Source organism: Streptomyces parvus, assembly GCF_014648875.1.
Lineage (GTDB): Bacteria > Actinomycetota > Actinomycetes > Streptomycetales > Streptomycetaceae > Streptomyces > Streptomyces parvus.
On the sequence record NZ_BMRY01000003.1, the window covers coordinates 741149 to 762975 of the forward strand.

General features: G+C 71.1%; 24 protein-coding genes. 23 read left to right on the forward strand and 1 reads right to left on the reverse strand.

Annotated elements, in window-relative coordinates; all coding sequences use genetic code 11:
- Positions 1–14: 14 nt before the first annotated feature.
- A complete protein-coding gene (locus tag IE140_RS13570; RefSeq protein ID WP_093444293.1) occupies positions 15–770 on the reverse strand; it encodes a thioesterase II family protein in 756 nt (251 codons plus the stop codon).
- Between the two features lie 360 nt (positions 771–1130).
- Here IE140_RS13570 and IE140_RS13575 point away from each other — a divergent pair, with 360 nt between their 5' ends.
- The 23 genes from IE140_RS13575 to IE140_RS13680 all read left to right on the forward strand — a co-directional run.
- Complete coding sequence (locus tag IE140_RS13575) at positions 1131–1349, forward strand: MbtH family protein (protein ID WP_007450254.1); 219 nt, start codon at positions 1131–1133, stop codon at positions 1347–1349.
- Positions 1350–1374: 25 nt separating this feature from the next.
- Positions 1375–1626 carry an acyl carrier protein gene (locus IE140_RS13580; RefSeq protein ID WP_093444294.1) on the forward strand — a complete coding sequence of 84 codons (252 nt, stop codon included), beginning with the start codon at positions 1375–1377 and terminating at the stop codon, positions 1624–1626.
- 36 nt (positions 1627–1662) lie between these two features.
- Positions 1663–2913 (forward strand): beta-ketoacyl-[acyl-carrier-protein] synthase family protein, encoded by a 1251-nt coding sequence (locus tag IE140_RS13585; protein WP_093444295.1) that lies wholly within the window; start codon positions 1663–1665, stop codon positions 2911–2913.
- On the forward strand, positions 2910–4040 hold the full coding sequence (locus IE140_RS13590; protein WP_150192899.1) for a beta-ketoacyl-[acyl-carrier-protein] synthase family protein: 1131 nt from the start codon (positions 2910–2912) through the stop codon (positions 4038–4040). The genes IE140_RS13585 and IE140_RS13590 overlap by 4 nt, the downstream gene beginning before the upstream one ends.
- Positions 4037–4942 carry a beta-ketoacyl synthase N-terminal-like domain-containing protein gene (locus IE140_RS13595; protein WP_150192898.1) on the forward strand — a complete coding sequence of 302 codons (906 nt, stop codon included), beginning with the start codon at positions 4037–4039 and terminating at the stop codon, positions 4940–4942. Before IE140_RS13590 ends, IE140_RS13595 begins: the two co-directional genes overlap by 4 nt.
- Positions 4939–5691 (forward strand): alpha/beta fold hydrolase, encoded by a 753-nt coding sequence (locus tag IE140_RS13600; protein WP_093444298.1) that lies wholly within the window; start codon positions 4939–4941, stop codon positions 5689–5691. The genes IE140_RS13595 and IE140_RS13600 overlap by 4 nt, the downstream gene beginning before the upstream one ends.
- 23 nt (positions 5692–5714) lie before the next feature.
- Positions 5715–6725, forward strand: coding sequence for a hotdog family protein (locus IE140_RS13605; RefSeq protein WP_093444299.1), 1011 nt, complete (start codon positions 5715–5717; stop codon positions 6723–6725).
- On the forward strand, positions 6722–7828 hold the full coding sequence (locus IE140_RS13610) for a beta-ketoacyl synthase N-terminal-like domain-containing protein (RefSeq protein WP_150192897.1): 1107 nt from the start codon (positions 6722–6724) through the stop codon (positions 7826–7828). Before IE140_RS13605 ends, IE140_RS13610 begins: the two co-directional genes overlap by 4 nt.
- Complete coding sequence (locus IE140_RS13615) at positions 7825–8232, forward strand: 3-hydroxyacyl-ACP dehydratase FabZ family protein (RefSeq protein WP_093444301.1); 408 nt, start codon at positions 7825–7827, stop codon at positions 8230–8232. The genes IE140_RS13610 and IE140_RS13615 overlap by 4 nt, the downstream gene beginning before the upstream one ends.
- Entirely contained in the window at positions 8229–8759 is a 531-nt protein-coding gene (locus IE140_RS13620; RefSeq protein ID WP_093444302.1) for a 3-hydroxyacyl-ACP dehydratase FabZ family protein, read from the forward strand. The genes IE140_RS13615 and IE140_RS13620 overlap by 4 nt, the downstream gene beginning before the upstream one ends.
- Positions 8756–9499, forward strand: coding sequence for a 3-oxoacyl-ACP reductase FabG (fabG, locus tag IE140_RS13625; protein WP_093444303.1), 744 nt, complete (start codon positions 8756–8758; stop codon positions 9497–9499). The genes IE140_RS13620 and fabG overlap by 4 nt, the downstream gene beginning before the upstream one ends.
- Entirely contained in the window at positions 9496–10170 is a 675-nt protein-coding gene (locus IE140_RS13630) for a 2-hydroxychromene-2-carboxylate isomerase (RefSeq protein ID WP_109179541.1), read from the forward strand. Before fabG ends, IE140_RS13630 begins: the two co-directional genes overlap by 4 nt.
- Before the next feature lie 11 nt (positions 10171–10181).
- Positions 10182–12596: a non-ribosomal peptide synthetase gene (locus tag IE140_RS13635; protein WP_150192896.1), complete on the forward strand. Its 2415-nt coding sequence runs from the start codon at positions 10182–10184 to the stop codon at positions 12594–12596.
- Between the two features lie 11 nt (positions 12597–12607).
- Positions 12608–13600, forward strand: coding sequence for a TauD/TfdA family dioxygenase (locus tag IE140_RS35960; protein WP_150192895.1), 993 nt, complete (start codon positions 12608–12610; stop codon positions 13598–13600).
- A gap of 60 nt (positions 13601–13660) precedes the next feature.
- A complete protein-coding gene (gene sbnB / locus IE140_RS13640) occupies positions 13661–14704 on the forward strand; it encodes a 2,3-diaminopropionate biosynthesis protein SbnB (RefSeq protein ID WP_093444307.1) in 1044 nt (347 codons plus the stop codon).
- Positions 14705–14734: 30 nt separating this feature from the next.
- A complete protein-coding gene (gene sbnA, locus IE140_RS13645; RefSeq protein ID WP_093444308.1) occupies positions 14735–15754 on the forward strand; it encodes a 2,3-diaminopropionate biosynthesis protein SbnA in 1020 nt (339 codons plus the stop codon).
- A 43-nt stretch (positions 15755–15797) separates the two neighbouring features.
- Complete coding sequence (serA, locus tag IE140_RS13650; protein ID WP_150192894.1) at positions 15798–17402, forward strand: phosphoglycerate dehydrogenase; 1605 nt, start codon at positions 15798–15800, stop codon at positions 17400–17402.
- Entirely contained in the window at positions 17399–17923 is a 525-nt protein-coding gene (locus IE140_RS13655; RefSeq protein ID WP_093444310.1) for a YbaK/EbsC family protein, read from the forward strand. Before serA ends, IE140_RS13655 begins: the two co-directional genes overlap by 4 nt.
- A 409-nt stretch (positions 17924–18332) precedes the next feature.
- Positions 18333–19043, forward strand: a complete 711-nt coding sequence (locus IE140_RS13660) for a helix-turn-helix domain-containing protein (protein WP_141720357.1) — start codon at positions 18333–18335, stop codon at positions 19041–19043.
- Between the two features lie 69 nt (positions 19044–19112).
- The gene (locus IE140_RS35965) at positions 19113–19934 is read left to right on the forward strand and encodes a TrmB family transcriptional regulator sugar-binding domain-containing protein (protein ID WP_225683214.1); all 822 of its coding nucleotides are present in this window, start codon (positions 19113–19115) and stop codon (positions 19932–19934) included.
- A gap of 160 nt (positions 19935–20094) precedes the next feature.
- Positions 20095–20847, forward strand: a complete 753-nt coding sequence (locus tag IE140_RS13670) for a thioesterase II family protein (protein ID WP_150192893.1) — start codon at positions 20095–20097, stop codon at positions 20845–20847.
- Between the two features lie 23 nt (positions 20848–20870).
- Positions 20871–21581 (forward strand): IclR family transcriptional regulator, encoded by a 711-nt coding sequence (locus IE140_RS13675; RefSeq protein WP_162600244.1) that lies wholly within the window; start codon positions 20871–20873, stop codon positions 21579–21581.
- Positions 21582–21598: 17 nt separating this feature from the next.
- The coding region (locus IE140_RS13680) for a carboxyl transferase domain-containing protein (RefSeq protein WP_280118010.1) at positions 21599–21827 on the forward strand (229 nt) is incomplete at its 3' end.

The window sequence follows — 21827 nt, forward strand, 5'->3', positions numbered from 1 at the left end:
GGACCGCTCGTTCTTCAGCCGCTCCGGACGGTGTGCAGCGCGGTCAGCCGCTCGGGCAGCCGCGCCCACACCTCCGGGGTGTAGAAGTGCCCGCCCGGCAGCCGGTCGACTGCGAACGGCCCCTTGGCCAGGGGGCGCCAGCTCTCCGCGGCCCGGGCGTCGACCACGTCCCCCTCGCCGTAGAGGACCTGCATCGGCGCGGCCACCGTCGCGCCCTCCGGGTGCCGGTAGGTGTCGACGACCCGCAGATCGGCACGGAAGACATCCACGGCCATCTGCCGCAGCTCCGGCTCGGCGAGCACCGCCGACGACGCCTGGCCGACCCCGCCCATCCAGTTCAGCAGCTCCTCGTCGCTGTCGCCCGAGGACGGTGAGATCCCGCGTGTTTCGGCCACCTGGGCCGGGGAGGCGGCCGCCGACACGATCAGGGCGCTCGGCGGCCGGTCGCCGTCGGCGCTCCTCTCCAGTCGGCGGGCGAGATCGAAGGCGACCCAGGCGCCCATGCTGTGCCCCGCCAGGAGGTAGGGCCTCTCGCCGAGGGAGCGCACGGCCGCCAGCGCGTCCCGCATGAGCTCCTCCCAGTCGGCGGCGAAGGGGACGGTGAACCGCCCTTCCCGTCCGGGATAGCAGTACAGCGCCAACTCCACGTCCGGTGGCAGCGCTTCGGCCCAGGAGCGGAAGGCTGCAGTGCCCCCGCCGGCGAAGCTGACGCACAGCAGGGTCCGTCCGGCGCGCGGACGGGGCAGGGGACGGAACAGTGACGCCGGCATCAGGACTCCCTGCGAGGGCGGTGGAGGGGGCAGTTGGACCGTATCCGCCGCCGGGGGCCCGGGACGCCGGGCCCCGAGAATTTCTTGATGACCGGAAGTGGCCCTGGGTGGCGGCCTGTGCGACGTAGGTGACCGAAGTCGGCCGGGAACGGCCCACGAGTGCGACGAATGTCCCTTTCCTGCCCGATGTCGGCGGCAGGGAGGGGATGGCCGAAAGTCTGGCAACTCCTTATTCAATATTTCTCATTGGAATCTCTCAAACGCGCACGGAGATCACTCGCCGAGGTCTCTTGCCGCAGCGAATCCCCGGTGCTTAAGGTCGAGCCGAATTGGGCGAGAGTGCCAGGAAGGGGAGACTCGATGGCGAATCCATTCGAGGATGACAACGCCGATTACTTCGTGCTGGTGAACGAAGAGGGGCAGTATTCGATCTGGCCCGCTTTTGCCGAGGTTCCGGCGGGCTGGAACGTGGCGCACGGCGCGGCCGGGCGGCAGGAATGCCTCGACCACGTCAACGAGCACTGGGTCGACATGCGCCCCCGCAGCCTCGTGGCCGCGATGGCCGCCGACGCTTCCTGACAAGACAACCGACTGAGGAGAGAGCATGCCGACCATCACCGACGAGCGCCGCGCCACCATCAGAGAAATCATCTGCGACATTCTCGAACTCGAGGACGACGAGGTGACCGACACCAGTCTCTTTATCGATGACCACGGTGCCGACTCGCTCCGTGCGATCGAAATCCTCGCCTCCCTGGAGAAGGAGTTCGGCATCACCATCGAGCAGTCCGAACTGAGCGAGATGGTCAACCTCGAGCGTGTGTACAAGGTCGTGGCCGAGGCCCCCGGCCGCTGATCGGCCCCCCAGCCCGCGACTGACATGGGAGACGTGATGTCCTCAACGCGCCCCGGCGCCGAATCGGGAAGACGCCGGGTAGTCCTCACCGGCTTCGGAGTCATCTCCAGTATTGGAATCGGAGCAGCCGAGTTCACCGAGAGCCTCAGGAAGGGCCGAAGCGGCGTCAGCCCGATCTCGGTGTTCGATGTCGAAGGCTTCGCCCACGGCAACGGGTGCGAGGTCAAGGGATTCGAACCGGAGCAGTGGATCACCCGCACTCCCGTGCAGGAGCTGGGGCGGGCCAGCCGGTTCGCCGTCGCGGCGGCCCGGATGGCCGTGCAGGACGCCGGCCTGGACCCCGAAGTACTCGCCGGCCAACGGGGACTCGTCTCCGTCGGCACCACGGACGGCGAGTCCTTCGAACTGGACCAGCTGGTCGCTGCCGAGCTCGCCGACGGCCCGGAGAACATGGATCCGGAGATCGTTCGGCGGGTTTCGGCGGCCAGGCTGTCCACCACCATCGCCCAGGAGCTCGGGCTCAGCGACATCGAGGCCCCGACCATCGCGACCGCCTGCTCCGCGGGCAACTACGCGATCGGCTACGGCTTCGACGCGGTGAGTTCGGGCGAGGTCGACTTCGCCCTGTGCGGCGGCGCCGACGCCATGTGCCGCAAGACGTTCACCGGCTTCTACCGGCTGGGCACCATCGCGCCCGAGTTCTGCCAGCCCTTCGACGCCGACCGCAAGGGCATCCTCACCGGTGAGGGCGCCGGAGTGCTGGTCCTGGAGAGCCTGGAATCGGCCCTCGCCCGCAACGCCGTCATCTACGCCGAGGTGCTCGGGTACGGCCTCAACTGCGATGCGTACCACCAGGTCGCGCCGAAGGGCGACAGCGTGGCCGAGTGCATGAGGATCGCCCTGGAGAACGCCGGCGTGAAGCCGCAGGAGGTCGACCTGATCTCCGCGCACGGCACCGGGACCAAGGCCAACGACATCACCGAGGCCGGTGCGATCCGCGAGGTCTTCGCGGAGGACACCCCCCGGACCATCTCGTTGAAGTCGATGCTGGGCCACACCATGGGCGCCGCCAGCGCGCTGGGCGCCATCGCCTGCGGTCTGGCCATCACCCACGGCTTCATCCCGCCGACGATCAACCACCGCCGGACCGATCCGGAGTGCGACATCGACTGCGTACCCAACGAGGCCGTCGAAGCGGATCTGCGGATCGTGCAGAACAACGGTCTCGCGTTCGGCGGCAACAACTCGATCGTGATCCTCGGCAAGTACGAGGGCAGTGCCGCATGACCTACCCCATCACCGGCGCCGGTGCCGTCGCCAGTATCGGCGGCGACCTCGACGAGGTCTTCCGTTCCCTGTGCGAGGGCCGCAGCGGACTCGCGCCGCTGCGGGCCTTCGACCGGGCGCAGTTCAACGCGCAGCAGCTGTTCGAGATCGACGACCGGCCCGCCGAGGGGCTCGACGAGCCGGGCCGGGCCACCCGCTTCCTGCTCGAAGCCGTACGGCAGGCCGCGGCGGACGCGGGGCTGCCCGAGGACCTGGCCGGCATACCGGTGCTGGTCGGCACCGGCCTGCGCGAGCTGCGCTCCCTGGAGCTGTGGTGGCGCGACGGCGTCCCCTTCGGGGCCGATGAGCTGCACTTCGAGAACGCGCTGCGCAGCCGGTTCGGCGCCGTCGACACCCACACCTTCGCCGGCGCCTGTTCGGCCTCGCTGTACGCCCTGGCCCTCGCCTGGGACCTCCTGGAGCAGGGCGAGGCCGAGACCGTGATCGTGGCCGGCTGCGACGTGGTCACCGAGAGCATGTTCGGGCAGGCCGACCGCGTCCAGTTCGACCCGCCCTCGTCGGTACGCCCCTTCGACACGGGGCGGCAGGGCACCATCCTCGGTGAGGGAGCCGCCGCCGTCGTGCTCGGCCGTGTTCCGGCCGAGGGCCGCCGGCCGCGCGGCTGGCTGCGCTCCGTCGCCGTCAACTGCGACGCCCACCACCAGACCGCGCCCGACGCGGCGGGCGTCCGGGCAGCCGTCCGGCAGGCCCAGGACCGGGCGGCGGTCACCCCGGAGGAGATCGACCTCGTGCTCCTGCACGCCACCGGCACGCCGCTCAACGACCGGACGGAAGCCACGGTGACCGCCGAGGTGTTCGCCGAGGCCCGTCCGGCGCTGACCGGGGTGAAATCCCTGACCGGCCACACATCCGGCTCGGCGGGCCTGCTCAGCCTGATCGTCGCCCTGCGCTCCCTGGAGACGGGCATCGTGCCTCCCATCGCCGGGCTCACCGACCCGCTTTCGGAGGGCGCCGGGCTGAACCTGGTGTCCGGCGGCCCGCTGACCGGGCCGCTGCGCACGGCCCAGGTCAACAGTTTCGGCTTCGGCGGCGTGAACGCCGTCGCGATCGTGGCGGGGGCGGCATGAATCCCGTGGCCATGACCGGCCTCTCGGTGGCCCTCCCCGGCGTGGACCGGCCGCGGGGACTGCTGGAACCGGTGGCGCCCGACCCCGCACCGGTCGACCCCGCCGTACTGATCGGCAAGAAGGGCCTGCGCTACAAGGACCGGGCGACCCGGATCGGACTGCATCTGGCCTTCGCCGCGCTCACCGACGCCGGGCTGCTCGACGACGGGCGGCTCCGCGCGCCCGGCGACCGGATCGGCGTGGTCGTCAGCTCCAACCTGGGCAACGCCGACACGGTGTGCCGGGCCGTCGAAACCATCGCGAAGGAGACCACCTCCGGGCTCAGCCCGATGGACACCCCCAACGCCTCCAGCAACATCATCGCGTCCGAGACGGCCATCAGGTTCGGGCTGCGGGGCCCCAACCTGACGGTGTGCAACGGTGCGGGCTCGGGGCTGGACGCGGTGCGCTGGGCCGGGCTGATGGTCCGCTCCGGCCGGGTCGACCACATGGTGGTCGTCGGCGTCGAACCCGACAACCCGGTGACCCGGCGGCTCGTCGGCGGACCGGTGGCCGACGGGGGAGCGGCGCTGGTGCTCAGCCGGTCCGGTGAGACCGGTCCGGTACGTCCGGCCAAGGCGCTGCTCGCCGCCGGGACCCGTACCGCCCCGTCCGGCACGGCACCCCGGCGCCCGGCCGGGACGACCCCGGGCACCGCGCTCCGGCTCACCGACGAGCCGGACCACGTACCGCCCGGAGAGCCGTCGCTGGACCTCGCCGGCTGGGGCGAACTCTCCGGCGCCCTGGGCGTCGTGCAGTGCGTCGCGGCCGCCGCGTGGTTCGCCGCAGGCGGTGCCGGTACGGCCCACGCCGTGGCGGGCGGGGCGGGCGTGACACTCCTCGCACCGGGGCACGCCTCATGAAGAACGTGGTGCTCCTGCACGGCCTCGGCAACAACGAGGCGGTCTGGTCCTCGCTGGCCGGACACTGGCGATCCGACATCGAGGTCCACGCGCCCCGGCTGCCCTGGCACGGCGGAGGCATCTCCGGCTGGCGCTACGAGACCGACTCGGCGGCCCTGGTGGAGGACGTCCTTGCCGCCGTCCCCCACGGCGCCGACCTGGTCGTCGCCCACTCCTTCAGCTCGGTCCTGCTGCTGGAACTGCTCAGCCGCCGGGCGGCCGCCGGCGACCCGCTGGACCTGCCCGCCGTCGTCCTGGTCAACCCCTTCTACCGCGAGAGCGCGGAGGCCTTCGACTGGGACATGATCGAGCCGACGCTCCACGACTTCCCCCGCACCATGGCGGAGTCGATCCGGCTGCAGACCGGCGACCGAGCCATCGGCCCGGAGCTGAGGGCGGACATGGCGCGCCGGCTGTGCGAATGGATCGGCCCCTACGGATGGCTGCGGTTCTTCGACACCTATCTGCGCACACCGCTCTTCCGCGTCGACCTGGTCGAGACCCGCTGTCTGGTCGTCGGAGGCGCGGACGACCTGTCCGCACCCGCATCCGAGGCGGCGCTGCTGGCCCGCCGGCTGCCCGCCGCCGAAGCGCTGATCGTGCCGGGCGGGCACTTCCCGATGCTCGAACGGCCGGGCTGGTTCGCCGGCACCGTGCACGAATTTCTCGACCGAACTCCGGACCGGGTCGCTCCGGCCGCCGGCATCTGAATCCTCATACGAAGGAGTCCGTGATGGGCCCGACGCCCGATCCCACTGTGGCGGCGCTGCTGGACACCTCGAGCACGGTGCGTCTGCGCCCGCTGTTCGAAGGCAACAACATCAGCTACGCCATCGGCTTCAAGCAGATCAACTACCTCGCCGAAGCCGCGGTGCTGCACCACTTCCGGGCCGCCGGCCTGCCCGTCGGGGAGCTCTACCAGCGCTTCGGCCTCGGCTTCGACCTCGTGGACCTCCGTTCGCGGCTGGGCGCGCTGCTGGCCGTCGACGACGAGGTGGAGGCGGTCGTCACGCCCGTCACCAAGGACGGCGAGGACCGGCTCGGCTTCACCGTCGGCCTGTTCGTCGAACGGGACGGCAAGCGGGTCAAGTGCGCCGGCTCGACCGTCCGGGTCGCCCTGCGTGTCGACAGCCACATCGCGGCGAGCGAACCGCTGCCGGCCGGCCTCGCCCGGTTCACCACCGAGCGGCTGGGCGTCGGCGAGCAGACGAAGACCGAGGTCGTCCCCGAGCCGTACGGCAGCCTCTCGCGCGGCCGCGGCACCACCGGGCCCGACCCCGTCCTCACCGAACTCATCGGCGAGGACAACGCGTTCGGCTGGCGCTACCGGATCCCGTACTTCTACTGCCACTTCAACGAGCGCATGCAGATGTCCGGCTTCCTGCGGGTGATGGAGGAGGTGGAGGACCTCTTCCTGGCCGACCGCGGACTGGCGATCAAGGAGGTCCTCGACACCCGGGGCTGGATCCCCGTCGTGACCCAGTCGCGGATCGAGCTGCTGGACGAGTCGCTGATGGAGGAGGAGCTGTACACGGTCTACACCGTCGAGAACGTCTTCAAGAGCCTCCTCTACACCTGCCGCATGGACTGCTACGTGCTCCGCGGCGACCAGCTGGTGAAGACCGCCACGGGCACGATCACCCACGGCTACCTCCAGGAGACCCGGCCCAACGTGTGGGAGATGGCGACGCTGGACGACGCGGCCGTCGCCGCGCTCAGCACGCCCCGGAAGGTCTCGGCATGAGTACGGCGCTCCAGAACCGCCGCCCGGTGATCACCGGATGGTCCGCGGTCTCCCCCCACGGCATCGGCGCCGAAGCGCTGGTCGACGGGTTGCGCGCACAGAGGTCCACCGGCGCGCCGCTGGACACCGGGCGATGGCGGGTCCCGGCCGGCCGGGCCCACCTCGTGCCCGGCTTCGAGACCCGGGAGGTGCTGGGCAAGAAGGGCACCCGGTCCATGGACCGGGTCACCGGCCTCGCCGTCAGCGCCGTCGGCGGGCTCCTGCGCCAGCCCGGTTCCGTACGGGAGACGGAGACCGGTGACCGTGCCGCCCTGGTGCTGGCCACGACCACGGGCAGCGCGGCGAGCATGATGGACTTCACCCGCAGCTCGCTGGAGGGCGCACGCCCCTACGACGTCGACCCCGCCGTCATGCCCAACGCGGTGATGAACTGCGCGGCCGGGCAGTGCGCGATCTGGTTCGGCATCAAGGGGCCCAACACCACGCTCGCCGGTGGCCGCGCGGCCGGCCTGCTGTCGGTCAACTACGCCACCCGGCTGCTCGCCTCGGGTCGCGCCGACACCGTGCTGTGCGGCGCCGCCGAGGAGTTCTCGGCCGCCCGGTACTGGCTGGAGCGGCACAGCCGCGGAGCCGAGGCCCCCGACGTCCCGCTCGGCGAGGGCGCGGCCGTGCTGCTCATCCAGCCGGCCGGGAGCATCGGCCAGGAGCGGCCCGCGCTGGCCGAGATCCTCGCGGTGCGTTCCCGGGTCGCCGTCGGCAACCAGGCACGGGGCGCGCTGGAAGCCTGTGTACGGGCGGCGCTCGACGCCTCGGACGTGCGGCCCGAAGAGGTCTGGGCGGCCGTGCCCGGCGAAGCGCCCGGCCGCCTCGGCCAGGTGGAGCGCGATGTGCTGACGGAGCTCTGCGGCTCCGAGGCGACGACGCGGGTCCCGGCCGTCAGCCGGCTCGGCGACGTCTCCTCCGCCTCGGCGTCCTTCCAGATCGCCATGCTCCTGGCCACCGCGGACGCCCGGCCCGAGTCCGCCGGGCGGATCGCCCTGGTGACGTCCGCGGACCGCGACGGCTCGCTGGTCTGCGCCGTACTGAGGCTGGTGGGCGCATGACACCGACCACCACCGGCCGTCCGGCCGGCCCCGTCACCACCGGCATCGAGGTGCTGGACCGCGACGAGGACGGCCGCGTGACGGCCGCCCGGGCCGGCATCGCGGCGACGGAGCCCGTCTTCGCGGGCCACTACCCCCACTTCGCGATCTTTCCCGGGGTCTGCGTGCTGGAGTGCGTGCACCGGGCCGCCACCGACGGGGACGGCGCACCTGCCCCCGCCGACCTGGCCGCCGTCGAGTCGGCCCGGTTCTCCGGAGCCGTGCTCCCCGGCGACACCCTGGACATCACGCTGCGCTGGCGGCGCACTGAGCACGGTCTGCGCTGCGACGCCACCACCGCCACCGGGCGCGGGAAGTCGGCCACCGTCCGACTGCGCTACCGGACCCTGGGAGGCGCGTCATGAGCGCGGCCGTACAGGCGGTCTTCGACGCGCCGCCGCTGCCCCGGGTCACCGACCTCCTGCCGCACCGCTACCCGATGCTGCTGGTGGACCGCGTCGAGGAACTGGTGCGCGGAACGAGCATCCGCGCGGTCAAGGCCATCACCCTCAACGAGCCCTGGTACGAGGGCCTGGCGGCCGACGCCCCGCTCGACTATCCGCCGGCCCTGCTCATCGAGTCCTGGGGACAGTCCGCGGGACTGCTGGCCTCGGCGACCGCCCCGGCCCCCGACGGCCAGGTCATGCTCTTCGGCTCGGTGGCCGACGCGCAGTTCCATCTGCCGGTCCTGCCCGGCGATGTGATCGAGCACCGGGTCCGGGTGTCCCGCTCCCTGGGCGACTCCGTGATCTTCGAGGGGTCCAGCCACCGGGGCGCGGACACGGTGATGACCGTGTCCCGGATGGTCATGGCGTTCCGGCCCGGCGAAGTGCTCACAACCGATGAACCCGTCCGCCCGCCCGCCGGACGAGACAGAGAGGCGACCGCATGACCGACAACAGGCCCGTGGCCCTGGTCAGTGGAGGATCACGAGGCATCGGACGTGCCGTGGTGCTGAAACTGGCGGCCGACGGATACGACGTCAGCTTCTGCTACCACTCCCAGCAGGAGGCGGCGGACATCCTCGCCAAGGAGGCCGAGGCGCTGGGCGCCGACACCCTGCACCGCCGGGTGGACGTGAGCGACGCCGGAGCCGTGACCGAGTGGGTGCGTGAGACGGAGAAGGAACTCGGGCCGATCGCGGTCGCGGTCCCCTCGGCGGGCGTCATCCGCGACAAGGCCATGGTCCTGATGTCCGACGACGACTGGCGTACGGTCCTCTCCACCAACCTCGACGGCTCCTTCAACGTCTGCCGCGCGGTCGCGTTCGGCATGATGAAGCGCCGCGCCGGAAGCCTGGTCAACATCTCCTCCGTGGCCGGGGTCTACGGCAACGCCACCCAGACCAACTACGCGGCGTCCAAGGCGGGGATCATCGGCTTCTCCCGGTCCCTGGCCAAGGAGGTCGGCCGCTACGGCATCCGCGTCAACGTGGTCGCGCCCGGCTTCGTCGACACCGACATGGTCGCGGCCGTGTCGGAGCGGGCCCGGGACGAGGCACTGGCCGGGGTCTCCCTGGGGCGCATGGGCACCCCCGAGGAGGTCGCCGAACTCGTCGCCTTCCTGGCCGGGGACCGGGCGAGCTACATCACCGGGTCCGTCTTCCAGATCGACGGCGGTATATCCCTGTGAGCCGCCGGAAGAAGCATCCCCGCTGGTACTTCTCGCTCCGCAGCCCGTACTCGTGGTTCGCCTACCGCGACCTGGCCGAGCGCTACCCCGACGTCCTCGACACCATCGAGTGGATCCCGTACTGGGAGCCGGACGAGGAGTCGACCCGGCTGCTCGCCGAAGCCGGAGTCACGCTGCCGGTCATGCCGATGCACCGGGCCAAGAACTTCTACATCCTGCGTGACGCCCGCCGCTGGGCCCACGCCCGCGGCTGGACGGTGACCTGGCCGGTGGACCGGGCCCCGCACTGGGAGGTCTCCCACCTGGCCTACCTGGCCGCCGCGGAGGCCGGCCGGGGCAAGGAGTTCGTGGCGCTGGCCTACCGGGCCCGCTGGAACGAGGGGCGGGACCTGGCGGAACGGCAGACCATCGCCGACATCGCCGAGGAACTGGGACTCGACCCGGCCGTCGCCGACTCGGTGCATGACGCGGAGCTGCGGGCCAAGGGCGTGGAGTGCCTGGTCTCCGCCTATCACGACGACGCCTTCGGCGTGCCGTTCTTCGTGAACGGACGCGAGGGGTTCTGGGGCGCCGAACGGGTCTCGGCATTCGTCGCGGCCGTACGCGGCGACGCCTGGGACGGCGAGACCGACGCGCCGTTCCCCGTGCCCGCGACCGCGAAGCCCGCCTGACTGGAGGAACGATGACCATCACTGGAGCTCCCGAGCGGCTGATCCCGCGCTGGGCACGGCCGCAGGCCGCCGCACCGGCGGGCACGGCCGAGCTGTCCCGCGTCCTCCCGGTCCGGCTGGCCGCGCGGATCCGGCTGCTCGGGCGGCGTTCGGCCACCGGATGGGAGACGGCCCTCCTCGCCGCCCACACCGTGGTGCTGTCCGCGCTCAGCGGCGAACGCGCCCTGGTGACCGGGTACGTACCGCCCCGGGCGGACGGCACCGCCCCCGAAGCCCCGCGGGCCCGCTCGCTGGAGGTGGACACCGAGTCCTGGCGGGAGCTGCTGACGGCTTCTCACCGCAGCGCGGACCGGCCGGTCGAAGGCGCCTTCGAGACCGTGCTGGACCTCGGCGACCCGGAAGGCGCGCACCCCGCCCCGGAAGATCCCGCCGTGGTGCTGACCACCGCGCTTCGGTACGGGAACGAGGGCCCTGCGCTCCTCCTGCGCTACCGCACCGACGTCCTGGACACCGAGGCCGCATCGAGGATCGCCGGCTACTACCACGCCGCGCTCGACCAGCTGGTGTCCGAACCGGACGCTCCCAGCCGCCGTCGCGGGCTGCTGGGCGAGGCCGAACTGCGCCATCAGCTCGACGGTCTCGCGGGTCCGGCCGTCGAGCTGCCCGACCGCCGGTTCCACGAGCTGTTCGAGGAGCAGGTGGCGGCACGCCCCACCGAGACCGCCGCGAGCCACGCCGGCAAGGACTGGACGTACGGCGAACTCAACGCGTACGCCAACCGGATCGCGCACGCGCTGCTCGCCCGCGACCTCGGTCATGAGGCGGTGGTGGCCGTGGTCACCGAACGCAACCTGGACTGGCTGGCCTCGGTCATCGCCGTCTTCAAGGCGGGCGCGGCCTACCTGCCGATCGAACCGCACGCCCCCGCCGACCGCATGGCCAGGACACTCACCCGCAGTGGCTGCCGGCTCGTGCTCACCGAGGACGGCGGCCCCGGGCACCTCCAGGAGGCGGCCGGGCCCGGGCTGGAACTGCTGACGGTCACCGCCGCGTACGGCGAGGGCCGCCCCGACCACGATCCGGCCGTGCCGGTCGGGCCCGACCAGCTCGCCTACCTGTACTTCACCTCGGGCTCCACCGGCGAACCCAAGGGCGCGATGTGCGAGCACGCCGGATTCGTCAACCACCTGTACGCCAAGATCGAGGACCAGGGCATCGCCGAGGGACAGGTGGTGGCGCAGACCGCGCCGCAGTCCTTCGACATCTCGCTGTGGCAACTGGTCGCCGCGCTGGTCGTGGGCGGACGCACGCTGATCGTCGAGCAGGACGCGATCCTCGACGTCGACCGGTACCTCGACACGATCGAGCAGGGCGAGGTCGCGGTCCTCCAGGCGGTTCCCTCGTATCTGGAGGTCGTGCTCGCGCGGCTGGACGAGCGCCCCCGGGAACTGCCCGCGCTGCGGTGCGTGTCCGTCACGGGGGAGGCACTCAAGAAGGAACTCACCGTCCGGTGGTTCGCGCGCTTCCCCCACATCGGCCTGATGAACGCCTATGGGCTCACCGAGACGTCGGACGACACCAACCACGAGGTGATGACGGACGTCCCGGAGCGGGACTCGGTCCCGCTGGGCGCCCCGGTGCGCAATGTGACCGTCTACGTCGTGGACGAGAACCTGCGGCCCGTGCCGCTCGGCGCGCCGGGGGAGATCGCCTTCTCCGGAGTGTGCGTCGGACGCGGATACGTCAACGACCCGGAGCGGACCGCCCTGGCCTTCGGCGACGACCCCCACCGCCCGGGCAGCCGGCTGTACCGCTCCGGCGACTTCGGGCGCTGGCTCCCGGAGGGCAAGCTCGAATTCCTGGGCAGGCGGGACGCCCAGGTCAAGATCCGCGGATTCCGCATCGAGATCGGCGAGATCGAGAACCAGCTGCTCAGGCTGCCCGGCGTGCGCGACGGTGCCGTCGTGGTCGTGGAGAGCGCCGACGAGGGGCGCCATCTGGTCGGCTTCCAGGCGGGCTCGTCCGAGCCCGTCGAGGTGCTGCGCGAGGGGCTCCGGCGGACGCTACCGGAGTACATGGTGCCGCGCCGCATCGCCCGGCTGGACGCGCTGCCCCTCACTCCCAACGGCAAGACCGACAAGCGGGCACTCACCGTGCTGGCCGCCGGTCTCGGCGGCCCGGACGGCGAGCGGGAGGAGCCCCGTACCGACACCGAGCGGCGTCTCGCCGAGGCGTGGGCGTCGGTACTGCGCGTGCCCGTCGACACGATCGGGCGCGGCGACAGCTTCTTCGAGCAGGGCGGCACGTCGCTCTCGGCGGTGCAGCTGATCGTGCGGATGGAGCGCGCGTTCACCTTGCGCGATGTGCTTCAGAACCCCGGGCTCGCCGAGCTCGCGGGACTTGTGGACGCCAGGACGACGAACTGAGGACGCGCACCATGGTTGTGACATCGCAGACGACACAGGCGGAGCCGTTCGAGGTGGCGAGGACCGACGGCCGCCCGGCCGTGCTCACCCTCGACGGCCCGGCCCCGGCCGATCCCGTCGCCTGGGCCGCGGGGAACCGCGACGCCGTGCGCGCCGCCGTGGCCGAACACGGGGCGCTGCTGGTTCGGGGTCTGGACCTGCGCGACGCGCAGAGCGTCGGCAGGGTGAGCCGGGAGCTCGTGGACCACGTGATGACGGAGCGCGAGGGCTTCGCGACGAGGGAGGTGTGGGCGGACGGCGTGTACTCCTCGTCGGAGTGGCCGGCCGACCAGCCGATGTGCATGCACCACGAGCTGAGCTATGCGCGTCAGGTCCCCGCCACGCTGCTCTTCGCCTGCCTCGCCGCACCCGAGTCGGGCGGCGCGACGGGCGTGGCCGACTCCCACGAGGTGCTGGAGGCACTGCCCCCGAGCCTGGTGGACCGGTTCGAGCGGGAGGGCTGGCTGCTCGACCGCAACTACACCGACACGGTCGGGGTCGGGCTGGCGGAGTCCTTCGGCGACGGCACCCGCGCCGGGGTCGAGGCGTACTGCGCGACCCGCGGTATCGAGCTGACCTGGGAGGCCAACGGCGACCTCCGCTCCGGACAGAAGGCGCCCGCCGTCCTGTGCCACCCGGTCTCCGGCCGTCGCGGCTGGTTCAACCAGATCGCCTTCCTCAACGAGTGGACGCTCGACCCGGTCATCCGGGAGTACCTGAAGTTCGAGTTCGGTGACAACGGACTGCCGTTCAACACCCGTTACGGCTCCGGCGCGTCCCTCGACGAGGACACCGTCACGACGATCAACGCCGTCTACGACAAGCACACGCTGCGTGAGCCCTGGCGGGAGGGCGATCTGATGATCGTGGACAACTTCCGGATGGCCCACAGCCGGGAGGCCTACGAGGGGACCCGCCGGATCGCGGTCGTCCTCGGAGACCCGGTCACGGTCCCGTCGTTCTGACGCGAAGCGTCCGCCCGGCCCGCACCCCTACGCACACCACACATCTGGATGGAGCCAGCCATGCCCCCTCAGCCCGTTGTTCCCCCGTTCTCCGTCATCACCGGCGCGCAGGTGGCCGACGTCCTCACCGGCAACGAGAAGCAGATCGTCGACCTGGTCGAGGAGGTGTATCGGCTGCACGGCCGGGGCGACTCCGTGAACCCGCCCTCCTACTTCCTGCGCTTCCCCGACCGGCCGTCCTCCCGCATCATCGCCCTGCCCGCAGCGGTGGGAGGTGAGCAGGCCACCGACGGCCTGAAGTGGATCTCCAGCTTCCCGGAGAACGTGGCGGCGGGGATCCCCCGTGCCTCCGCGGTCCTGATCCTCAACGACCACACGACGGGTTACCCCTTCGCCTGCCTGGAGAGCTCCATCATCAGCGCGTCCAGGACCGCCGCCTCGGCGGTCCTCGCCGCTGACCGGCTGAGCCCGCAGGGCCGCCCCCGCCGGATCGGCTTCATCGGGACCGGGCTCATCGCGCGCTACATCCACCAGTACCTGGAGGCCACCGACTGGGAGTTCGACCGGCTCGGCATCCACGACCTGTCCGCCGAGCACGCCGAGGGGTTCGCCGGCTATCTCCGCGGCCGCCCCGGCGACGCGCCCGTGGTGGTCCACGGCACCGCCGAGGAGCTGATCCGGGAGAGCGACCTGGTGGTGTTCGCCACCGTCGCCGGCGCGCCGCACGTGCACAACCCGGCCTGGTTCGGACACAACCCGCTGGTCCTCAACGTGTCCCTGCGGGACCTGGCCCCCGAGATCCTGCTGGCGTCCGCGAACTTCCTGGACGACGTGGAGCACTGCCTCAAGGCCGACACCTCCCCGCATCTGACCGAACAGCTCATGGGCAGCCGCAAGTTCATCGACGGCACCCTCTACGACGTCCTGGAGGGAACCGTCGAGGTCCCCACGGACCGGCCGGTCGTCTTCTCCCCCTTCGGCCTCGGCGTCCTGGACATCGCTCTCGGCCGGTATGTCCACGACCGGCTGAAGGACGCGGGCGGGCTCGGCGTCATCGACGGGTTCTTCCACGATCTCGACCGCTACGGACGCACCAGCGCCTAGCGAGCACCCCCAACGAATCGCGGTGATGAAGTGCCGGTGATATCCGCCCCGTACGAGATCAACGTCGACGACCTCTTCGTCGATCTCGAGCCCGTTTTCGATGTTCCGCTCTACCTCAAGTGCGAGGGCCTGAACCTCGCAGGTTCCATCAAGATGAAGGCCGCACTGGAGATGGTGCTCGCCGCCGAACGCGCCGGGACCCTCACACAGGGTTCGGTCCTGGTCGAGTCGTCGTCCGGCAACCTCGGCGTCGCGCTCAGCATGATCGCCGCCCACCGGGGATACGGGTTCCTGTGCGTGACGGACTCCCGGTGCAATCCGGCGAGCCGCCGGCTCATGGAGTCGCTCGGCGCGCAGGTCCACATCATCTCGCGCCCCGACAAGGAGCGCGGGCTGCTGGGCGCCCGCATCGACTACGTACAGCGGTTGTGCCAGTACGACCCCCGGTACGTGTGGCTCAACCAGTACGTGAACCCGCACAACTGGCTCGCGCACTACCGGAGCACGGGGCCGTCCATCGCCCTCCAGTTCCCGGACATCGACGTGCTGTTCGTCGGGGCCGGCACCACCGGCACCCTGATGGGCTGCGCGCGCTACTTCCGCGAGCGGGAGCGGCCGGTGACCATCGTGGCCGTCGACAGCGTGGGGTCGGTGACCTTCGGCGGCCCCGCGCTTCCCCGGCACATCCCCGGTCTCGGCGCGGGCGTCAGACCGGCGCTGCTGGACACGTCCCTGGTCGACGACGTGGTGATGGTGCCGGAGCAGGACACGCTCGACAGCTGCCACGCCATGGCCCGGCAGGGCTTCCTGTTCGGCGGTTCCACCGGGACCGTCGTCAGCGGCGCACTGCGCTGGCTCGCCGCCCGGCCGCGCGACGAACGGCTCACCGCCGTGGCGCTCTCCCCCGACCTCGGGGACCGCTACCTCGACTCGGTGTACGACCCGGAGTGGACGGAACGGCACTTCGGGGCGCCCGGGACCTGGGACGAGCCGGTGACCGCCCCGACCCCGCCGGCCGACGAGCCGCAACTGGTCACCAGCGCCGGCTGACCCCCTTCCCCCTCCGCGGCCCGGTCACGTTAGGAGACCTGCTGTGCCCAAGCCAGTTGTACTGATCGCCGAGGAACTTTCGCCGGCCACCCTCGACGCGCTCGGATCGGACTTCGAGATCCGGCGCTGTACGGGATCCGACCGGGACGCCCTGCTGGAGGCCCTGCCGGCGGCGGACGCCGTGCTGGTGCGCAGTGCCACCCGGCTGGACGCGGAGGCCATCGCGGCCGGAGCCCGGCTGAAGGTGATCGGCCGGGCCGGGGTGGGGCTGGACAACGTGGACGTCTCCGCCGCCTCCCGAGCGGGCGTCATGGTCGTCAACGCCCCCACCTCCAACATCGTCAGCGCCGCCGAGCTCACCGTCGGACTGCTGCTGGCCGTCGCCAGGAACATCCCGCAGGCCGACGCGGCGCTCCGGAAAGGCCAGTGGCAGCGCAGCCGGTTCACCGGCGTCGAGCTCGCGGACAAGGTGCTCGGCATCGTCGGCCTGGGCCGCATCGGATCGCTGGTGGCCCGCCGGATGGCCGCCTTCGACATGCGGGTGATCGCCTACGACCCGTATGTGCCGCCCGCGTACGCCACCCAGACCGGCGTAAGGATCGTGGGGCTCGACGAACTCCTCGCGGAGTCCGACTTCCTCACCGTGCATCTGCCCAAGACCCTGGAGACCGAGGGGCTGATCGGCTTCGACGCGCTGCACCGGGTCAAGCCGGGCGTGCGCATCGTCAACGCGGCCCGTGGCGGGATCGTGGACGAGGCCGAGCTGTACGCCGCCCTCAAGGAAGGACGGGTGGCCGCAGCCGGCGTGGACGTCTTCACCACCGAACCGTGCACGGAGTCAGCGCTGTTCGAGCTGGAGAACGTGGTCGTCACGCCGCACCTGGGCGCGGGCACCGCGGAGGCGCAGGAGCGCGCCGGCGTGGCGGTGGCCGAGTCCGTACGGCAGGCGCTGGCCGGCCGGTTCGTCCCCGAGGCGGTGAACGTCCGGCTGGGCACGGTGGACGACGAACTCGCCCCGTGGCTGCTGCTGGCCGAACGGCTGGGGCGGCTCTTCACGGCGACCGCTGGAAGCCTCCCCGAACTGCTCCGGGTGCGGGTGGGCGGGGAGATCGGCCGCCATGACGTCGCGGCCCTGGAGCTGGGAGCGCTCAAGGGCGCGCTCGGGTCCGTCGTCGAAGGCGGCATCTCGTACGTCAACGCGCCCCTGATCGCCCAGGAACGCGGTCTGGCGACCGAGCTGCAGACCGGCCAGGACCACCCCGAGCACCGCAGCCTTCTCTCGGTGCACGGGGTCCTGCCCAGCGGCGAGGAGGTGTGGGTGTCCGGCACGCTGACCGGACTCCAGCGCCGGGAACGGCTCGTGGACGTCTGCGGGTTCGAGGTGGATCTTCCGCTGGAGGGCGATGTGGCGTTCCTCCGCGCCCCCGACCGCCCCGGGGTGATCGGCGCCGTGGGCGAGGTGCTGGGCAAGGCGGGGCAGGACGTCGCCGGGGTGCAGGTCGCCCGCGCCGCGGACCGGGCGGAGATCCTGGCCGCGGTGCACACGGCGGGACCCGTCGCGCAGTCCGTGCTGGACGACACGGCGGCCCGGATCGACGCGACGCGCAGCTGGTCGCTGGAGAAGAGTGAGCGGACGGCGGCGAGATGACCACCCACGACCGGTTGATGGACCTGCTGGAGCAGGGCCGCGCGCGCTTCCGGATCATCGACCATCCCCCGGAGGGGCGGACGGAGCCGGCCAGCCTGCTGCGCCGGCACGATCTTTCCCAGGCCGCCAAGTGCCTCGTGGTCCGCGTGGCGTTGGGGCGGCGGGCGCGGCGCTACGTGCTCGCGGTGGTGCCGGGCGACCGGCGCCTGGACCTGGACGGCCTCAACCGGCTCTACGCCGGGACGGAGTCTTCCTTCGCGACCCGCGAGATCGCCGAACGGCTGGCGGGGAGCGTCAGCGGATCCGTCGTACCGTTCGCCCTCCATCCCGATCTCGACCTGGTGGTCGATCCGGATCTGCTCGTGCACAAGGAGATCTTCTTCAACGCCGCCCGGCTGGACCGGTCCGTGGCCCTGGCCACGGAGGATTATGTGGATCTGGCCGCACCTCGTGTCGAAGTTATTGCACAGAGGTCCTTGACGGGAGCGGGCACGGTCTCCCGAGGCGCCGAGATAAGTTAGGAATTAACTACTCCGATTCCTTGGCCTGCCCCGGCAGAAGAACGTTGGGTACATAGATGTTTGACGGTTGTCGGCCCGCGAACTAGGGTCGCGACGGTGATCCCGCTAAGGCCGGTGACACCGGAGGGTAGGATCCTCAGCTATTGATCTGAGCGTCAATAAACGGGGATGCTAAGGCACTTCGTGTCAGTACGGGTTCGCCTGGATTCAATCCATCGGTCGATCACACTTTGTACGACTAGGTTCGAGGTGCGGCAGGCGGAGTCGGCGCCGCACCTCAGCACAGGGGGAGGGGGCTGACTTGTTGGCCATGTCCACGAGCGACGCGCGGGAAACCTTAGTGACGCAGGGGAGACCCAGCACGCCGGAACGGGGGACGCAGGAGCCGGCAGACGGTGTGGAAGGGGCGTTGCTGCACGCACGCGCCCTGATCGACCTGATGGTGACACTCCACCGTCAGACGCCCAGAAGCGATTCCCTGGTCATCCTGCCCGACCATGAGGCGGCGGTGGCGAACGCGGTCGACGTGCTGCTCGACCGGGCTCGGCACAGCGTCAATCTGACCCTGCCGGGCAGCATCGAGCAGGCGCGATTCGGCGCACCGGTGCTCACCCGCCGCACGGGCCGCCAGGAGCGGGTCGTCCGCCTGCTGTGCACTCCGCGCGGACTGAACGCGCAGCTCACCCGCGCCGCGAAGAAGGGCACCGGGCGCCTCGAGACCAGGGTCACCCACAGCACCCTGGAGGAAGTCCTGATCGCCGACGGGCAGTTCGCCCTGGTCAGGGCCGAACTCCAGACGGACGGCGCCTGTGTGCTGATCGTCCAGGACCCCGCCGTCGCCCGGACCCTGGACCTGCTCTTCGCCGGCGTCTGGGGCGGCGCCGTCCCCCCGGCCGAGCACCTCAGGGTGAACGAGCGGCTGAGCTCGGACGTGGCACGGCGCATCCTGGACCGGCTGCGTGACGGAACGACCGACGCCGTCGGTGCACGCGAGATCGATGTGTCCCTGCGGACTTACCGGCGGCATGTTGCGGACATCATGCGCGAATTGGGGGCCAATTCAAGATTTCAGGCCGGAATGCGCGCGGTGGAGCTGGGGCTGCTGACCCCCGAGGACTGAGCCCCGGCCGGGACTCCCACGGGGCGGCAGGCCTGCCCGAATCATTTGTTTTCCGAGATCACGTACGGGGTGAGTACTGTGCCGGAATCGGCATCTGCGGTCCGGGGCCAGAATGATGACAGACACGAAGAGCCTGGCGGGCGCCCCGGCACCTCGGACGAGTTCGGGCAGGCTCTCAGGCAGGTCAGTGCGCTCATCGACACCACTGTCGACAGACACCGTGACCGGCAGTACGGAAATTCCCTGGTCAATACTGTCGGCGAGAGCGAGGACGCGATCGGCCTGGCCTGCGAGCTGATAGCCGGCACCGAGGAGCGCGTCGACCTCATCATCGCCTCCGAATCCGCGTCCGCCGGCTCGCTGCTCACCGCCATGACCGAACTGCTGGAGGCGCGCGGCGGAGACGTGGCGGTACGCCTGCTCTGCACTCCGGCGAAACTCGACGCGCGACTGGTACGGGAGTACGCGGCGCGGCGCCGCTGGATCGAGGTCCGGGTGGCGCGGATCCCGCTCTTCATCGCGGTCGTCGCCGACGGCCGGGAAGCCCTGGTGATCGCGGACTCGATGGTGGGCCGCAAAGCCTCCCTCATCAGGTCCGAAGGCGTCGTGGCCCCCCTGCTCACCCTCTTCGACGGCGTGTGGCGCAATTCGGTGGCGGTCGCCGACCAGCTCGACTTCGGGGACGCCGCCCGCACCGAGACGGCCCGGCGCATACTCGAGCAGCTGAGGTCGGGCAACACCGACGAGGCGTCCGCGCGGGACCTGTCCATGTCGGTCCGCACCTATCGCCGCTACACCGCGGAGATCATGTCCTTGCTGGGAGCGACCTCACGCTTCCAGGCAGGGGTGCGTATTGCGGAGCTGGGACTGCTCCCCGCCAATCCCCGCTGAATATCGCAGGGGGAAGCCGTTATCGAATATTTCGCATCGACGGCATCTTCCTGTAGCTCCCGTTGCTGTTGCACGAAAGGCGCGGCTAAAAAGGTCGGGGGAAGGCGATTCCCTTGGGATGCTGGACGGTTGGTTCGCCGTTGACGCGAGGTGTGGAGAGATGACAGTCGGTATCGACACCCGGTGGTTCCGTAGATATGGCGCGAGCGCCGTACCGCGCAGACGCGTGCTGATCATGCCGCATGCCGGTGGTTCGGCGAGTTTCTTCCACAGCTGGGGAAGGGCTTTCGGCGACGACACGGAGGTTCTGGTCGCCTGTTATCCCGGCCGGCACGACCGCTTCGCCGAGCCGTGCATCGACACCATGGACGTGCTGGCGGACGAGCTGACCGAGGCGCTGCTGCCTTTCACGGACCTGCCGTTGACGCTCTTCGGACACAGCATGGGGGGGTCGCTGGGCTACGAGACGGCGCTGCGGCTCGAACACCGCCACGCCGTCCGCCCCGAGGCGCTGCACGTGTCGAGCCGCAAGCCACCGCACAAGCTCACCCCCAGGCGGCTGCACCTCGAGGGCGACGAGGCTCTGATCGCCGAGGTCCGCAGGCTCGGCGGCACCGACGACACCCTCCTGGACGACCCCGACCTGCGGGAGATGCTGCTCCCCGCCATCCGCGCCGACTTCACGATCGTGGGCACCTACGGCCCGCGCGGCGCCGACCCGGTCGGCTGCCCCGTCTACGCGTACATCGGAGACCAGGACCCGTCCATCACCCGCGACGACATGGCGGCGTGGGCGGACGTCGGGCCGGCCGGGTTCGCTCTGCGCGTGCTGCCCGGCGGCCACTTCTACCTGGTCCAGGAGCGGGACGAGCTGATCCGCTCCGTCTCGGAACGTCTGGCCGGGACCCGATGACCACCTCCCTGTCCCCGTACCACCTGGGACACGACAGCGGCGTCGGCGTGCTCGACAAGGCCTCGCTCCTGCTGAGCGTGCTGGAGACGGGACCCGCCTCGCTGGGCCGTATCGTCGCGACCACCGGTCTGACCCGGCCGACGGCACACCGGCTGGCCATGGCGCTGGAGCATCTGCGCCTGCTCACCCGGGACACCCGGGGCCGGTTCGTGCTCGGCCCGAGGCTGGGCGAGATGGCGGTGGAGGCGCACGGGGACTGGATGCTGTCCTCGGCGGCCGTGATCCTGCCCGAACTCCGGGACCGGGTCAGGGCCGACGTCCGGCTGTTCCGCCGCCACGGCGACCGGCAGGTCTGTCTGGCCGGCGCCGAGGCGTCCACCGATCCGGCGCAGCGGATCGCCACCGGGGCGGCGTTTCCCTTGACCGCGGGCTCCGTGGCGCAGGTACTGCTCGCCTGGGAGGAACCGGTCCAGCTGTACGAGGCGCTCAGGACGGCCCGGTTCTCCGCGGCGACGCTCGCCGGCGTACGCCGCAGGGGCTGGGCGCAGAGCGTCGGCGAGTGGGGGGCGGGTACCGCCACCGTGACCGCTCCCGTGCGCGGCCCGAGCGGTCAAGTGGTCGCCGCCCTCTCGCTGTCCGGCCCGGTGGGCCGGTTCTCACGCGAGCCGGGCCGGGAGTACGGAACCGTGGTGCTGGACGCGGCCATCCAGCTGAGCGCCGGGCCGAACGCGTGAAGGCGGGGGAGTGACTGATGGAGTCGAACACCGTGACCCCGCACGACCGGGCGGAAGAACTCCGCAGCAAACGGCGGGAGGCCGAGAGCGGCAGCCTTCGGGCGACCGAGGCGCAGCACGCCAAGGGGAAGCTGACGGCCCGGGAGCGGATCGAGCTGCTGCTGGACGCGGGTTCGTTCAAGGAGGTCGAGCAGCTGCGCCGGCACCGGGCGACCGGGTTCGGTCTGGAGGCCAAGAAGCCTTACA